Genomic DNA, 14,840 nt, shown 5'->3' on the forward strand with positions numbered 1-14,840 from the left:
CCGTCATGAATCAGCTCGCCGAGCAGACACCCATCGAAGTCGAAGATGAGTTCCAGCTCGGTCTTGAAGCTGGCGTTGAAGATGAAAGCGCTGACGAAGCTGCTTCAAGTGCTAGCTTTACAATTACCAGTTACGGTGCCGATTACCCGGTAGATACTCTTGTCAAGCGCATGAAGGGTGAAGCGTTCTTCATCCCAAAATTTCAGAGGAATTTTGTTTGGTCGCAACGTCATGCATCGCGCTTTATTGAGTCGCTGCTTATGGGGCTGCCTGTACCAGGCATCTTCCTATATAAGGAAGCTGACACGGGAAAGCACTTGGTTGTGGATGGGCAGCAAAGGCTACGCACGCTTGAGTTTTTCTATAGTGGTCTGTTCAAAGACAAAGCGTTTCGCCTGATTGGCGTTCGAAAAGAGTGGGAAAATAAAAATTATCAAGAGCTGGATGCAAACGAACGGTTGAAGTTGGATGATTCAATTGTTCATGCAACTGTTTTCCAGCAAGATCAACCGAAGAATACTTTGAAAAGTCTTTATTTTGTTTTCGAAAGGATTAACTCTGGCGGAATTAGACTTTCCCCTCAAGAGATTCGGAATTGCATCAGTGAAAGTGCAGTCCTTGAAACGGTTCGTGTTCTAAACGATGATGCGAATTGGCGAGCTATCTTTGGCGAAAAGAAGAACGCACGATTGAAGGACCAGGAACTTGTGTTGCGTGCCCTTGCCATGATCCACAGTCGATCCGCTTACTCTGCTCCGATGAGAGACTTCTTGAATGAATTCGCAACGGATGAGGACAAAAAAATAAAGCAAGCGGAGTTGACTGAGTTGGAGAGACTGTTCCGGCTTTCGATTGACGTAATCAATCAGGCGAAGGGCAAGACTTCCTTCAGACCGATAAGGGCGTTGAATGCGGCGGTGTTCGAGGCTGTTGTGGTTGGGGTTGCAGAGCGGGTTCGCTCGACCGGAAAATTGCTCGACGTGGCAAAGGTCGCCGCTAGCTACGACAAGTTGCTCTTGAACGACGAGTTTCTCAAGGCATCTCTGAGTGCCACTGCGACACTGGAATCCGTAAAGACACGTCAACGCCTTGCCATCGAGGCCTTTGCGGGCGCCTGATGTGTCTCTAGCGATCGAAAATAGATTCCGGGAAGTAGAAAAACTTGTTGTGGCCGCTCAGACGAAGGGGCTTGATCCTGAAGTGGCTGCCTACTATTGCAAGCTGGGGTGTGTCCTAATTTGCGGAGCGATCGAGCGGTCAATAGAGATTCTGATTTCCGATCGAGTCGGCGGGCGCTCCGCACCCCAGGTAAATTCGTTTTTGAAGTCTTTTTTTAAACGTGGTACCAACTACAACTGTGACGAAATACAGGATCTTCTTTTTAAGTTTGATGCAGATTGGGGACGCAAGTTCCAAGTACTCATAGAGAAAAATGATCAGATCCGCAGTGGTGTTGCGTCGTGCTATGCAGTGAGAAACTCGGTAGCGCATGGTGGTGGTCAGTCTCTTGGCCCAAATATACTTCGCCAGTATTTCGACAATGCGTTCACTTTGGTGGCGGGACTCGAAAATCTGTTGCGTGCCTAGAGGGTGCGTTTGCCCGTCAGTAGCGCTCGTAATATCCAAATGCTTGACCTCTGCTCGCCGACGACTGAGCATAGAAAACCGCCATCACAGGGCTCGCAACTTTCCGGGGCAGCGCGGAAATTGTCGCATCGGCCACACATCGTTTTCTCGTCCCGGAAGATGAAGAGCAGCAGGATTCGAAGCAGGCACGCGGATGCTGCCCATGAACGGCGCGAGGCATCGACGCTTGTTCAGTGTTTCCCGGCGCGCCTTGGGACACTGTACCCTTTGCATGCAAGCAAAGCGATCCGGCGATCATCGCCCGCAGGTCTGCCGGCGCGCTTTCTGGCTCCCTGAGGCGGATTTTCTTCCGTAGGGGCAAGCGCTCAACTTGCTTCAAGTCGGCACGCGCGCAGCCCGCGCGTTGTCCAGACGGTGCAGAACCTGCTCGTGGAATGTGACCGGCATACCCGGATCCAGCTTTCGACCATCCGCGGGGACCGCACGCGGGCTGTCGCCGAGCATGCGGCACTTTTACGCCTATGCGAGGAGGGCGCCTTCGAGGAGGGCGCGCGCCTCATGCATGCGCATATCGACCATATCCGTGCCGGTCTCGTTGCCCTGTTGGGTCGCGAAGACAGTTCCGAGCGAATTTGATTGCGCTTTGCGTGGCGGATCGCTCGCGCGTTCGGCAAGCCGTCTCAAAGCGTTTTCCACCTTCTCCGGCGCATAGCCACAGGTCTGGACCAGCGCCTCGTTCACGGCGATGCCCTCCTGCGCGTGGGCATCGCGAAAGCCGCGCACGCGCGCCATCGTGTTGTGATCGGTGCCGCGGGCGTCCACGAAGAGGAGAGGCGCCTTCAGGCCATATTCGCGCCCGCAATTGGCAAGCACGCGGCCCGGGCGACTGCGAATGCGCGACAGCGCACAGTCGCAGCCCCGCAATCATCGATTACGGGGCTGCGAGAAAGACGGAGGAGAGGGGCGGGGATTTCACGTTGCCTATATGGTGCCCGGGCGGAGGCAGACCTCTGCCAATTCTATCAGTTCGGGTGTGCCGCATACGAAGTCGAGCTTGCCGGATAGGCCTGCCTTCTCCCAGTCGATCGTCGTGTTCACGTCGAGCTGCGCCAATGCCGGCAGCATGCCGAGGATATCCCAGCAGGGAATGGAACGACCGAGATAGCCGTCCACCGCACCCTTGGCGATGTCGATCAGGGAAATGACGGATGAGCCGGTGATGCGGAATGCAACGTCGAGGTCGTTCATCACCTGGCCGATCGTGCGAAGGCCTTGGTCCTTGGGAACGCTCGGATGGATGCCGACGCCAAGCGCCGCGCAGGCGCGGTTGAATGGGCGCAGTGGAGGAAGGGGCGTTCCGTTGAGCGACGCCGCCATGCCGTCGCCGCCGGCGAAGAGTTCGCCGCGCACCGGGGTGTTGACGACGCCGAAGACAGGCCGGCCCCTCTCGAAGAGGCCGATGGAAATGCCCCAGCCATCGCTGCCGCGCACGAAATTGAACGTGCCGTCGATGGGATCGATGACCCAGGTACGACCGGACCGGCTTGGAATGGCGCTGCCTTCTTCGCCGAAGACGCCGTCATCCGGGAAGGCGCGGGAAAATTCCGCGCAGATGAAAGCCTCGACCTCCCGGTCGGCGGCCGTCACGAGGTCGAGCGGTCCCTTGGCTTCCACATCGAGCGTGGAGAGGGTCCGGAAATGGTTCAGCGCGATCTCGCCGGCCTCGAGGGCGATGGATTGGACGCGCGCATAATCGTTGCTCAAAACCGGATTCCTTTATTCGTCGATGGAAACATAGCGGGTGTGGACGGCGATATCGCCGTCCTGGATGCGGTAGACGTAATAGGCATAGGGCTCACGCACGAGCGGGGGCTCGTGCGGCGTCTGCGTCAGATCGAGGCCCATCTGGAACGCGGGACTGCCGGCAACGGTGCAATAGGCGCCGTTCCAGATTGCCTGATAGGGGCGATGGATATGGCCTGCGAGAAGGACGAGCCTTGCCGGGTGGGCGCGCACGATGCGGGCCATTTCCTCGCGCCCTTCGACCAGCGTCGCCGCGTCCAGCGATGGAATGCCCGAGGGGAAAGGCGGATGGTGAAGGAGGACAAGCGCCGGCCGCTCAGGCGCTGACGAGAGCCTTTCCTCCAGCCAGGCGAGGCTTTCGGCGGCGAGCGCACCCTCGCCGCGGCCCTCCACGAGCGTATCGAGCGCCAGGACGCGCATTCCGCCGATCTCGGCCTCGTAGTTCAGGAAATGTCCGTCACCAAAGGGCAGGCTTTGCGCGAAGGCCGAGCGGAACGCCCGGCGCTTGTCGTGATTGCCCGGCACGGTGAAGATCGGCATCGTGAGCGGCGACAGGATGTCCTTCAGCAGGGCATAGTCTTCCGGCGAGCCGCCGTCGGTAAGGTCGCCGGTCAGAACGACGGCATCGAGCGATGGCGCGAAGGCGGCGAGATTGTCCACCACGCGGCGCGCCGTCCGCTCGGCATCCAGCCGCACCAGCGGTGTTTCCGGCTTTTGCGCGAAGACGTGGAAATCGGAAATATGGGCGATCAGCACGGATTGCTCCTTTGGGGTCTTAACGGATGCCGGCGCGCATGAAGCTCTGGACGAATTGGCGCTGGAAGATGATGAAGGCGACAAGGAGCGGGGCGACCGACAGCAGCGTTGCGGCCGTCACGCGTGCCCAGTCCACACCTTGCTCGACGGTCGCGAAGACCTGGAGGCCGACGGTGATCGGGCGTGTCTCGACCGAATTCGTCACGACGAGAGGCCAGAGAAAGTTGTTCCAGTGATAGCTGACGGTCACGAGGCCGAAGGCGACATAGGTGGGTTTTGCAAGCGGCACGAAGACGCGCATCAGCACCTGCAGCGCATTGGCGCCTTCGAGCCGCGCGGCCTCCTCCAGCTCTTTCGGCACGCTCTTGAAGGTCTGCCGGAAGAGGAAGATGCCGAAGGCCGAGGCGAGATAGGGCAGGCCCATGCCGAGAATCGTGTCGCGCAGGCCAAGCGCCGCGAGGGTTCGATAGTTCTCCACCAGCAGGATTTCCGGCATGATCATCAGCTGGATCAGCACCAGCATGAACAGCACGTTCGAGCCGCGGAAGGGGAAGCACACGAAGGCATAGGCCGCCAGCGTGCAGACGACGAGCTGGGAGGCCAGGATGAGCGTCACCAGCAGGAACGTGTTGAGGAAGTAGCGCGGGAAGGGCGCGGCGGAGAGCACCTCGCGGAAGTTGTCGAGCGTCAGCGGGGCGAAGAGATCGAAGGAACTCGACCCCGTCGACGGATGAAAGGCCGCCCAGAGCGCGAAGAGCATGGGCGATATCCAGAGGAGAGCGAGAAACCAGGCGCCGAAGGTGGTCGCGGCGCTGGCGGGGGCGGATGTCGACGTGCTCATCGATAGTGAACCTTCTTGTCGAGATAGCCGAACTGGAACAGGGCGATGAGGGCGAGAACCGCCAGCAGGAAGACGGTGAGCGCCGCGGCATAGCCGGTATCCCAGTACTGGAAGCCGGTTTCGTAGATGTAGAAGAGCAGCAGCGTCGTCGCATTGTCCGGCCCGCCCTTGGTGAGCGCGATGACGTGGTCGACGAGGCGGAAGGCGCCGATCAGGGCATTGACCAGCACGAAGAGCGTGGTGGGCATGATGAGCGGGGCGGTGACGCGGCGGAAGGTCTGCATCGGCGTGGCGCCTTCCAGGCGCGCGGCCTCGATCAGCGTCGGCGAGATCTGCTGCAGGGCGGCGAGGTAGAAGATCATGAAGAAGCCAGCCTCCTTCCAGATCGTGATGACGATCAGCGCCCAGAGCGCCGTCGCCGGCGTGCCGAGCAGGTTGTTGTGGCCGAAACCGATGAAGCCAAGCAACTGGTCGATCGGGCCGTAGCCCGGCGCATAGAAGAACAGCCAGATATTGGCGACCGCTACCATGGGCAGCACGGTTGGCGTGAAATAGGCCATGCGCACGAAGCCCTGGCCGTGAATGCGGTTGTTGACGAAGAGGGCCATGGCGAGCGCCAGCGCCATCGAGACCGGGATGGTCGCGGCGGCATAGACGAGATTGTTCGTCAGCGCCTGCCAGAAAACCGGGTCCTCGATCATGCGGGTATATTGGTCGGCGCCGACGAAGACGGCGGCACGGCGGCCCTTCGGCGTGGACAGGAAGCTGTGGTAGAGCGTTGCCAGGACGGGCTGGTAGGTGAAGACCCACAGCAGGACGGCCGCCGGCAAGAGCAGCAAGCTTCCATAGAGGAGATTTCGAGACCTGTTCATGTCAAGACCTGTCGGCGGTTTCCATCCGGGCGGGGGAGGCGCGGCCCCTCGGAGCCGCGCCGGCACCTTAGCGATAGGGCTTCAGGATGCGGTCGATTTCACCCTGCGCGCCGGTCAGCGCCTCCTCGGCGGACTTGTTGCCCGTCAAGGCGGACGCAAGCGCGTCGTTGAGGATCTTCGTCGTGCGCGCATTCTCGTGCGTCGAGAATTCCGGAACGGATGCCGGGATCTGCTTGAGGGCCACCAGCGCCTGCGGCGCTTCGGCGACGTATTTCTTCATCGTCTCGGTTTCCCAGGACCCATCGCGCGGGGCGACATAACCGGTCTGCACCGCCCAGTCGGCGAGGGTTTCGTCCGAGGTCAGGAACTGGATGAACTTGTAGGCCGCCGCCTTTTCCTCGTCCGAGGCATCCTTGAAGATGTAGAGATTGCCGCCGCCCAGAACGGACGCCGGCGTCGGATGGCCGGGGAACGGGGCCACACCGAAATCGAAGGTGGCGTTCTTGCGGATATTGGCGAGATTGCCCGTCGTGTGCCAGATCATGGCGACGCGGCCGGCGAGGAAATCGGCCGGCGCCGTACCCCATTCGAAGATGCCCGGCGGATGGATCTGGTCCTTGGCGGAGAGATCGACCCAATATTGCAGGGCTTCGACGACCTTGGGATCGGTGAGATAGGTCTCGGTGCCGGCGTCGTTCACCAGCTTGCCGCCGTTCTGGGCGACCAGCGCGCCGAACAGCCACTGCGCCGAGCCGACATTGCCGGCAATGCCGATGCCCCAGCGCGAGACCTGGCCGGAGCCGTCCTTGGTTACGACGGCCTTGCCGGCGGCGGCCATCTCATCCCAGGTGGCCGGACCCTTTTCCGGGTCGAGGCCGGCCTCCTTGAAGGCCTGCTTGTTGTAGTACATCACGGCCGTCGAACGCTGGAACGGCACCGACCACAGATGGTCTTCGGTCTGCGCGCTTTTCAGATAGGCGGGCATGAAGCCGGCCAGCCAGGCCTTGTCCTCGTCGGTCGTGGTGAAGTCGTCGATCGGGTCGATGACGTCCTCGTCGATCAGGGTGTAGACGTCGGTGGCGAGCAGCACGGCGACGGCCGGCGGCGTTCCGGCCTTGGCGGCGGTCAGGGCCTTGGTCGTCGTGTCGTTGTAGTTGCCGGCATAGATCGGCGCGACCGTGATGCCCGGATTGGCTTCCATGAATTTCTGGACATAACCGTCGATGACCTTGGTCACCGGGCCGCCGACCTGGACCGGATAATAGAAGTCGATCTTGGTGTCGGCCAGCGCCAGTCCCGCACCGAGCGCCATATAGGAAATGCCGGCTGCGGCCAGTTTCAGGGCAGTTCGTTTGCTCATCAGCATGGTTTCATCCTCCTCTAGAAGCTCTGCACGCGGGCGACGTCGTCGCGTCTTGTCCCGCTCGTTGTGTCGAAGAAATGCGTGGCGGCGGCGTCCCAGGCCAGTTGCACGGCCGCGCCGTCGGCAAGGCCGGGGCGACCGGGAACGCGGACCTGCAGCGCCTGGCTGCCGATGCGGCAGGTCAGGATCGTGTCGGCGCCGAAATATTCGCTCGACTGCACGGTGGCCGGCTCGCCGTTTTCGACGAGGCGCAGGTGCTCGGGCCGTATGCCGAACCGCAGCCCGGCCGGTGCCGCAGTCGCGACCGTTCGGGTGCCGCCGGCAATCATCGCGCCGCCGGGACCGGCGGCCAGGTCGAGAATGTTCATCGGCGGCGTACCGATGAACTGCGCGACGAAGATCGACGCCGGCTTTTCATAGAGATCGCTCGGCGTGCCGGCCTGTTCGACGCGGCCCTTGTTGAGCAGGATGACCCGGTCGGCCATGCTCATCGCCTCGGTCTGGTCGTGCGTGACATAGACCATGGTGATGCCGAGGCGCTTTTGCAGCGCGCGGATCTCGCTGCGCATGCCGGCGCGCAGCTTGGCGTCGAGGTTGGAGAGCGGCTCGTCGAGCAGGCAGACCGGCGTTTGCGAAATGAGCGCGCGGCCGAGCGCCACGCGCTGCTGCTGGCCGCCCGACATCTGGCTCGGGCGGCGGTCGAGCAGGTGGCCGAGGCCGAGCAGTTCGACCGTCCGTTTCAGGCGCTCCTGCTGCTCCGCCTTTGCGACACCACGCACGGACAGGCCGAAGAGAATGTTGTCGGCGACGTCGAGATGGGGGAACAGCGCATAGGACTGGAAGACCATGGAGAGATTGCGCTTTGCCGGCGGCAGGTCGGTCACGGCCCGGCCGTCGATGGAGATCGTGCCCGAGGAGACGGTGTCGAGCCCGGCAATCAGCCGGAGCGTCGTCGACTTGCCGCAGCCCGACGGGCCGAGCAGGGCGACGAATTCGGCCTTGTCGGTGGCGAAGCTGACATCGTCGACCGCGCGGAACGAGCCCCAATCCTTCACAAGGTTACTGACGGATATTCCTACCAAGATTTCCTCCCCGCCCGGCAAGCCTGCCGGCACATCAGACAAAGATGAATTTGGACCGCAGATCGGCCGGCAGGGAGCGCGTCAGCGGACGCGTCGCCTCGTTGGTCACGATGTGGTCGATCTTCTGCAGGGGCGCGATCACCGAGAGCGCGCTCCGCTGGAATTTGGAATGGTCGGCGACCACGATGACCGTGCGCGCGATTTCGATCATCGCCTGCTGAACGGAGCTGATCTGCGGCGTCGCCGTCGCGATCATGCCGCGGTCGAGATCCACGGCCGTCACGCTGAGGATCGTCTTGTCGACGCTGAAGCGGCGGACGCCCTCAGCGGCGAGCGGGCCGCCAAGCGACCGGTTGAGATCGATGTACTGGCCGCCGATGAGATGGATGTCCTGTGCGCCGCTGGCGGCAAGCTCGGTCAGGATGTCGGCGCCGTTGGTCACGAAGGTCAGGGATTGGCGCGTGGCGAGGTGTTTGGCCACCTGAAGCGTCGTCGTGCCGCTGTCGATCATCACGGCGTCGCCTTCGACGACGAGTTCGGCTGCCGCGGCGCCGATCCGCGCCTTCTCCTGCGTATTGGCGCCCTCACGCACCGGCGTGCTGTAGTCGCGCGTCGCCTGGTTGATGATGGCGGCGCCGCCATGCATGCGCTTCAAGAGGCCGCGCGCCTCCAGTTCGCTGAGGTCGCGCCGGATGGTGGCGATCGAAACGCCCAGCGCATCCTTGAGCTTTTGCGCGTCGGCGAAGACTTCGATGCGCAACTGCTCGAGAAGCCGCGCCTGTCGAACGGCCGAGGATTTGAATTCGTTCTCCGAGGGATGCTCGCTCACCGGAAGTCCTCCCAGCCCTTAGTGATCGATTGCAATCTTTTTATGATCTTTTTCGATCATGTCAAGATGGATTCGTTTTCGGGATGAAAACGGTCAATCTCCCGGCCGAATGGCTTTTGCCGTCTGATGACTGGAATCGGAAAGCTGGGCTTATGGGAGCGTGCAGATGATTTTGAGCGATATCGCTCAATTTTTCCGGAAAGCTCTCATCCGGGCGATCAAGGGCGTGGACGGATATCGTCGCTGAGGATTGCCGAGGCTCGGACGCCCTCCGCTCGCAGGTGTCGGCTTGAGCGCTCGCCGCTGTTCCCGTCACGGGAACCCGCCCCATGTCGATCAGGGATAGGGTCAACTGGACGGATCTCTGGAGGGTTCTGGCCAGGAATGGCGCGGCAGATGATTGCGGTTGATCATCGCCGAGCACCGTGGCCCGGTCATTTGATGTGGCGTGTTCTATCCGTTCGCGCGTCCGGCACGACTACGCGAAGGGTGGGCGTGCGTGAGAAGAACCGCCGGCGCGGCGATCTGTCCCTGACCGTTCTACCAGCCTGCGAACTGCGCGATTTCCTCGTCCGAAACGGCAGAGAGTTCGCGGAAGGCGCGATCCAGAAGGTTCAGCGCCTCCTGAATATCGGTTTCGGTGATGGTCAGAGGCGGTGTGAATTCCAGCACGTTGCCGTTCATGCCGACATAATACAGCACGAGGCCGAGCTGGTAGGCGCGGTAGATGAGCTTCGCAGTCTCGGCTCTTGCCGGCGCGCGGCTCTGCCGGTCGCGAACGAGCTCCACGCCGCAGGCAAGCCCGCGGCCACGGATATCGCCGATCAGCGCATGCCGCTCCGCAAGCCGGCCCAGACCTTCGCGCAGCAGGTTGCCCTTGCGCTCGGCGGCGGCGGCAAGCGCCTCCGCTTCGATCGTTTCCAGAACCGCAAGGCCGGCGGCCGCGCAGACCGGGTTGCCGTGCAGGGTCTGCATGGCGAAGGCACTGGCACAATCGAGAATTTCGGCCGGTGCGATGACCGCCGAGAGCGGCAGGCCGCTGCCAAGACCCTTGCCGAGCACCAGAATATCCGGCGCGAAACCCTCGTGCTCGTAGCAATGCAGGCGGCCGCTGCGGGCAAGCCCGACCTTCACCTCGTCGCAGACGACGAGGATGCCGTGGGCGCGGCAGGTATCGGCGAATTTGCGCAGGAATCCCTCGGGCGGAACGATGAGCCCGCCATCCGACTGGATCGGCTCGATGAAGGCAGCGGCGATGGAGCCCGCCGGTACCGCCAAAAGCTTCTCCTTGAGAAGCGCGATGACCGCATCACCCGTCGGGTCGTTCTCGTAGGGGCGGTAAGGATCGGGATAGGGCAGTAGGATCAGCCCATCGGCCTTCGCGGCGTCGGCCTGTACGCTGTGGCCCGAAAAGGCCATCGATCCGACGGTGCAGCCATGATAGGCGCCGACGAAGGCAATGACGCCCGAGCGGCCGGTTGCTTTCATCACCGCCCGATAGACGGCCTCGTTGGCGTCCGAGCCGGAATGGCCGAACCAGACCTTGTGTGTGCCGCGGTCGGGAAAGGTGGCGAGCAGCCGTTCGGCGAGCGTTACGGCCGGTCCGTTGGAGGCCGACAGGATGCTTGCGCCGGCCGGATCGGCAACGGCGCGGGAGACCGCTTCGACAAGAGCGGGGTGGCCATAGCCGAGGCTGGCCGCGCCCCAGGCGCCTGTCAGGTCGATGAGATGACGTCCGTCTTCCTCCACCAGCCGAGCGCCGTTTCCGCCGGTAACGGCCAGCGAAAAGAACCGCAACTTCTGCAGGCTGCCGATGGCGGCTTCGTCGCGCGTATAGAGACTGTCGGCCATCAGCCATGCTCCCGAAGGGCGGTTTCGAAACAGCGGGTAAGCCGGTCGCCCCATTCCTCGACGCCTGCAAGCGTGTCGATCAGGTCATGGCGCACCTCGATCAACGCCCCGGCAAGCCCGCGGGCATCGGCATGGACCGGCACGGTATAATCCTCGTCGGGGTGGATGTTGTAGGGCTCGTTGTCGCCGACGGTCAGCGCCGCGTCGTGTTGCAGTTCGCGGATCAGCGTCTGGCCGAAACCGGTGGCCTCGCCATAGAGGATGCCGGCGTGCCAGGGGCGCTGCTTGCCGAAATAGACCGGCGTGAAGGAATGGATGCCGACGACGATGGGGCGCTTGCCCTCCGCCTGCAGGCGATCGAGCCGCCGCGCGACGGCTGCGGCGTAGGGGGTGAACAGCGTGTCGATGCGCTGCTGCCGCTCGGCCTCCGTCAGATCGAGATTGCCCGGGATTTCGGTCGTCTCGCTGACTTCGGGAATGGCCGAGGGCACGCCAAGCGGCCGGTTGCAGTCGATGACCAGACGCGAATAGTTGGCCATGAACAGCGGCGCATCGAGCGTGCGGCTGAGATGCTGCGAAAGGGCGCTGACGCCGATATCCCAGGCGATGTGGCGGCGCCGCTCGGCCTCGGGCAGGCCGAGATCGCCGAGCGTGCGCGGAATGCGGTTGGCGGCATGTTCGCACAGCAGCAGATAGGGCGAGGCGCCGTCGGGGTTGATCACCGCATAGGGCGGCGGCTCGTCGATGGCGAGCAACGGACGACCGGGATCGTGCCGCCATCGGTTCTCGGGACGTGGGATGGTCTTGGTCGAGGTCATGGCCTGCCCACTCAATAAACGGCTGCGTAGCGTGCGCAGAGCGCCTCGGGCGAAAGCCCTTCGACGATCTCGATCTCCTTGCGCTTCATGGCGAAGTAGCAATCGAGGAAGTCCTTCGGGAACCAGCCGGTCACCACCTCGTCCGCGGCAAGCGTGTCGAGCGCTTCGGCAAGGCTCGACGGCAGGCGGCGGATGCCGAGCCGGGCCTGTTCCTCGGCCGAGAATGCCGAGGGGTCGGAATTGATCAGCGGCGGCTGTTCCAGTCCGGCGCGGATGCCTTCGAGGCCGGCGCGCAGCAGAACGGCCAGGGACAGGTGCGGGCTCGCGCAGGCGTCCGCTGCACGGTATTCCATGTTGAACTGCTTGGCCGGATTGCTGCCGGGCAGGTCGAGCGTCGGGCAGATGCGCAGCGTCGCCTCGCGGTTCTTTTCGCCAAGGCAGGTATAGGCCGCGCTCCAGTGATGCGGCACGAGGCGCATATAGGACAGAACGGACGGCGCGGTGAAGGCGACGAGCGCCGGCAGATGCTTGATGACACCGGCGGCAAATGCGCCGGCGACCCTGGAAAGCCGGCCGGGGCGGGCGGCGTCGAAGGTGACGGGGTTGCCGTCGAGATCGGTGAAGCTGACATGCAGGTGCACGCCGTTGCCGACCCCGTCGGGATCGGTCTTCGGCGCGAAGCTGGCATGCCAGCCGAAGAGGGCGGCGACTTCGCGCGTGACGGCGCGGATCGTCGCGCCGCGGTCCGCCGCGACGAGTGCGGGGGCGGGGCGGCAGGTAACTTCGAACTGGTCCTTGCCATATTCCGGCAGGAACATTTCCGGCTCGGCGCCGGCTTCCTTCAGCGCGGTCATCAGCAGCGAGCCGAAGGGTTCGGCGCGGCGCTGGGCGCGCAGGCCGAAGGCGGGGGCGGCGGGCCAGTCGGCGCCGAGCACCTGGAATTCCTGCTCGACGGCGCTGACGACCTTGAGGCCTGCTTCCTTTTCGAACTGGGAGAGCGTCGCCTTCAGGAAGCTGCGCACGCAGCAATCCCAAGGCTCGCCCTTCAGGTCGGTAATGTCGGCATGGTAGAAATGCAGCGGCGTTTCATCCGGCAGGCAGGTGACGCGCGCCTTGCTTGCGGGATCGGCCATCAGGCGCAGGTCGCCGGCAGAGCCCCAGGGATTGGGATCCGCGATGAGGTCGAACGGCGTCAGCGCCAGGTTCGCCGGCACCCAGCCAACGCCCTTGCGCAGGTAATCCTCGATTTCGGAGGCGGCGAAGCTGCGGCCGCGGGTGATGCCGGCGATATCCGTCGTGACGAAGGTCGCAAGTTCCGTCAGGCCGGAGAGCGTCTTGTCATTCATGCTGTTCCCCTTTGAAGCGATCAGGCCTGGCCGAGCGTGGCAAGACGACGGACGACGGTTTCGGTGTCGGTGATCCAGCAATAGCCGGAATAGGCGCGCATCGCCGCGTCGTGCCGTTCCTGGCTGTAGGTGGCGCAGGCGTCCTCGACGACCGTCACCAGATAGCCGCGGTCGGCGGCATCGCGCACGGCCATGTCGACGCACTGGTCGGTGACGACGCCGGCAATGATGAGGTAACGCGTGTTGAGATTGCGCAGCACATAATCGATGTTCGTCGAGTTGAAGACGCCCGACGAGGTCTTGGGCAGTACGATCTCGTTGTCGATGGGCGCGAGCGCCGGGATGACCTGTCCTTCGGGAGACCCCTTCGGCACATGCATGTCGGAGAGCTTGTGGTCGAGCGAGCGGTCGCGGCCGTCCAGCGTCAGGCTTTCGATGATCGTGTGCAGCACGTTGCAGCCGGCCTTGCGGCCTGCCTCGAGAATGCGAACCTGATTGGGCACGACCATGTCGCGCAGGCGGCGATGGTAGTAGCTATCGGCGTCCTGCGGATGGGTCGGATCGAGGTTCGGCTCGCACCAGATGCGCTGCATGTCGACATAGAGCAGGGCGGTCATGCCGTCCTCGTAGGCGCTGTCGCGTCGCAGCAGGTCCCTGCCGTGTTGCACTTCAATCGCAGTCATGTCTGTCCTCCAATGGGTGTTGGTTCGCACGTCCGGGCGGAATGTCACTTGCTGCCGTCGGTCGGCGTGCCGTAGGCGTCCTCGGTAATGCCGTAGCTGCGGCGCAGCTCTTCCATGCGCTCGATGCGGCCGCGCGACTGGTTGGCAAGGCGTGCCGTCAGACCGGCGATCAGCGCCTCGGTCTGGGCGATTGCGGGCACCATCGTGTCGTAGGGCGAGACCGTGTCGACCGCCGCGGTGAGGGTGACCGAGGCGAATTCGGCGATCGGCGAGACCCAGCGGTCGGTGAAGAGCACGATGCGCGCCCCCTGCTTGGCGGCCTGGCGGGCAAAGCGGATCGTATCGATCTGGTAGCGCCGGTAGTCGTAGACGAAGAGCACGTCGCGCTTGCCGAGATCGACCAGCCAGTCGACCTGGTCGGCCTGGGTGCCGTTGATCCAGCGGGTCTCGCCGCGCAATTGCTTCATGTGCGACCAGAGCAACCCGGCGAGAAAGCCGCTGAAGCGTCCGCCGAGGCAATGGACGCGCATGTTCAGGTCGGCGGCGGCGTCGATGGCCGCCTCGAAATCGTCGGGCGGCAGCATCTGCATCGAGGATTCCAGCGCATGGATGCTGGCGCGCAGGAAATACTGATAGAAATTCTCCTGCTCCAGCGAGGGCTTTCGCGTGTCGAGCATCGACAGGGGCGAACTCATCCGCTCCTGCACTTCGCCGAGCAGCGCCGTCTGGAATTCCGGATAGCCGTCATAGCCGAGCTTGTTGGCAAAGCGCACCACCGTCGGATTGCTGACGCCGGCGGCGGCGGCCAGGTGCGCGACCGTGTTGAGGCCGGCTGCCGGATAGTTCGACAGCAGTTGCCGCACGATCTTCAGCTCCGCCCGCGTGAAGTCGATTTCCCCGTCCGTCAGGCGATCTCGAATGGCCATTGCCTGCCTCCCCCTCATGATCGGCGTCGCTGGCGCGATTTTAATTTTGTTACATTATTGCTAGCAGACAATAAAAAATGAAA

The 14,840-nt window shown here is 63.1% G+C and carries 15 protein-coding genes and 1 pseudogene; 3 read left to right on the forward strand and 13 right to left on the reverse strand.

The window, feature by feature from the left end; genetic code table 11:
* Nucleotides 1-5: 5 nt before the first annotated feature.
* From V8U06_RS00355 to V8U06_RS00365, 3 genes and pseudogenes are all read left to right on the forward strand, one after another.
* Nucleotides 6-1,118: a DUF262 domain-containing protein gene (locus tag V8U06_RS00355; protein ID WP_427139026.1), complete on the forward strand. Its 1,113-nt coding sequence runs from the start codon at nt 6-8 to the stop codon at nt 1,116-1,118.
* A 1-nt stretch (nt 1,119) separates the two neighbouring features.
* Nucleotides 1,120-1,587, forward strand: a complete 468-nt coding sequence (locus V8U06_RS00360; RefSeq protein ID WP_427139027.1) for a HEPN domain-containing protein — start codon at nt 1,120-1,122, stop codon at nt 1,585-1,587.
* A gap of 429 nt (nt 1,588-2,016) precedes the next feature.
* A pseudogene (locus tag V8U06_RS00365) lies at nt 2,017-2,103 on the forward strand (GntR family transcriptional regulator); the annotation flags it as partial.
* Between the two features lie 3 nt (nt 2,104-2,106).
* On the opposite strand, the gene V8U06_RS00370 reads toward V8U06_RS00365, so the two are convergent.
* The 13 genes from V8U06_RS00370 to V8U06_RS00430 all read right to left on the reverse strand — a co-directional run bounded on the left by V8U06_RS00370 (nt 2,107) and on the right by V8U06_RS00430 (nt 14,757).
* Nucleotides 2,107-2,409 (reverse strand): hypothetical protein, encoded by a 303-nt coding sequence (locus tag V8U06_RS00370; protein WP_427139586.1) that lies wholly within the window; start codon nt 2,407-2,409, stop codon nt 2,107-2,109.
* Between the two features lie 159 nt (nt 2,410-2,568).
* Nucleotides 2,569-3,351: an inositol monophosphatase family protein gene (locus V8U06_RS00375; protein ID WP_427139028.1), complete on the reverse strand. Its 783-nt coding sequence runs from the start codon at nt 3,349-3,351 to the stop codon at nt 2,569-2,571.
* A 12-nt stretch (nt 3,352-3,363) separates the two neighbouring features.
* Nucleotides 3,364-4,146 (reverse strand): phosphodiesterase, encoded by a 783-nt coding sequence (locus V8U06_RS00380; RefSeq protein ID WP_427139029.1) that lies wholly within the window; start codon nt 4,144-4,146, stop codon nt 3,364-3,366.
* A 19-nt stretch (nt 4,147-4,165) separates the two neighbouring features.
* Nucleotides 4,166-4,987, reverse strand: coding sequence for a carbohydrate ABC transporter permease (locus tag V8U06_RS00385; RefSeq protein WP_427139030.1), 822 nt, complete (start codon nt 4,985-4,987; stop codon nt 4,166-4,168).
* The gene (locus V8U06_RS00390; RefSeq protein ID WP_427139031.1) at nt 4,984-5,859 is read right to left on the reverse strand and encodes a carbohydrate ABC transporter permease; all 876 of its coding nucleotides are present in this window, start codon (nt 5,857-5,859) and stop codon (nt 4,984-4,986) included. Before V8U06_RS00390 ends, V8U06_RS00385 begins: the two co-directional genes overlap by 4 nt.
* A gap of 67 nt (nt 5,860-5,926) precedes the next feature.
* Nucleotides 5,927-7,219, reverse strand: a complete 1,293-nt coding sequence (locus V8U06_RS00395) for an ABC transporter substrate-binding protein (RefSeq protein ID WP_427139032.1) — start codon at nt 7,217-7,219, stop codon at nt 5,927-5,929.
* Between the two features lie 20 nt (nt 7,220-7,239).
* Complete coding sequence (locus tag V8U06_RS00400; RefSeq protein ID WP_427139033.1) at nt 7,240-8,304, reverse strand: ABC transporter ATP-binding protein; 1,065 nt, start codon at nt 8,302-8,304, stop codon at nt 7,240-7,242.
* A 34-nt stretch (nt 8,305-8,338) separates the two neighbouring features.
* Complete coding sequence (locus V8U06_RS00405; protein ID WP_427139034.1) at nt 8,339-9,133, reverse strand: DeoR/GlpR family DNA-binding transcription regulator; 795 nt, start codon at nt 9,131-9,133, stop codon at nt 8,339-8,341.
* A 540-nt stretch (nt 9,134-9,673) separates the two neighbouring features.
* On the reverse strand, nt 9,674-10,984 hold the full coding sequence (locus V8U06_RS00410; protein ID WP_427139035.1) for an aspartate aminotransferase family protein: 1,311 nt from the start codon (nt 10,982-10,984) through the stop codon (nt 9,674-9,676).
* Nucleotides 10,984-11,802 carry an N-formylglutamate amidohydrolase gene (locus V8U06_RS00415; RefSeq protein ID WP_427139036.1) on the reverse strand — a complete coding sequence of 273 codons (819 nt, stop codon included), beginning with the start codon at nt 11,800-11,802 and terminating at the stop codon, nt 10,984-10,986. Before V8U06_RS00415 ends, V8U06_RS00410 begins: the two co-directional genes overlap by 1 nt.
* A gap of 11 nt (nt 11,803-11,813) precedes the next feature.
* The gene (locus V8U06_RS00420) at nt 11,814-13,148 is read right to left on the reverse strand and encodes a glutamine synthetase family protein (protein ID WP_226918357.1); all 1,335 of its coding nucleotides are present in this window, start codon (nt 13,146-13,148) and stop codon (nt 11,814-11,816) included.
* A gap of 20 nt (nt 13,149-13,168) precedes the next feature.
* Nucleotides 13,169-13,831: an isochorismatase family cysteine hydrolase gene (locus tag V8U06_RS00425; protein WP_427139037.1), complete on the reverse strand. Its 663-nt coding sequence runs from the start codon at nt 13,829-13,831 to the stop codon at nt 13,169-13,171.
* Between the two features lie 44 nt (nt 13,832-13,875).
* Nucleotides 13,876-14,757: a MurR/RpiR family transcriptional regulator gene (locus V8U06_RS00430; protein WP_011982909.1), complete on the reverse strand. Its 882-nt coding sequence runs from the start codon at nt 14,755-14,757 to the stop codon at nt 13,876-13,878.
* Nucleotides 14,758-14,840 lie beyond the last annotated feature (83 nt).

The sequence above is a fragment of the Shinella sp. G-2 genome (assembly GCF_050172695.1).
GTDB lineage: Bacteria > Pseudomonadota > Alphaproteobacteria > Rhizobiales > Rhizobiaceae > Shinella.

Excerpts from the sequence above, each read along its gene's own strand:
- V8U06_RS00355 (WP_427139026.1), top strand. The coding sequence starts at position 6 with ATGAATCAGCTCGCCGAGCAGACACCCATCGAAGTCGAAGATGAGTTC.
- V8U06_RS00430 (WP_011982909.1), bottom strand. The coding sequence starts at position 14,757 with ATGGCCATTCGAGATCGCCTGACGGACGGGGAAATCGACTTCACGCGG.
- V8U06_RS00390 (WP_427139031.1), bottom strand. The coding sequence starts at position 5,859 with ATGAACAGGTCTCGAAATCTCCTCTATGGAAGCTTGCTGCTCTTGCCG.
- V8U06_RS00410 (WP_427139035.1), bottom strand. The coding sequence starts at position 10,984 with ATGGCCGACAGTCTCTATACGCGCGACGAAGCCGCCATCGGCAGCCTG.
- V8U06_RS00395 (WP_427139032.1), bottom strand. The coding sequence starts at position 7,219 with ATGAGCAAACGAACTGCCCTGAAACTGGCCGCAGCCGGCATTTCCTAT.
- V8U06_RS00420 (WP_226918357.1), bottom strand. The coding sequence starts at position 13,148 with ATGAATGACAAGACGCTCTCCGGCCTGACGGAACTTGCGACCTTCGTC.
- V8U06_RS00385 (WP_427139030.1), bottom strand. The coding sequence starts at position 4,987 with ATGAGCACGTCGACATCCGCCCCCGCCAGCGCCGCGACCACCTTCGGC.
- V8U06_RS00415 (WP_427139036.1), bottom strand. The coding sequence starts at position 11,802 with ATGACCTCGACCAAGACCATCCCACGTCCCGAGAACCGATGGCGGCAC.
- V8U06_RS00425 (WP_427139037.1), bottom strand. The coding sequence starts at position 13,831 with ATGACTGCGATTGAAGTGCAACACGGCAGGGACCTGCTGCGACGCGAC.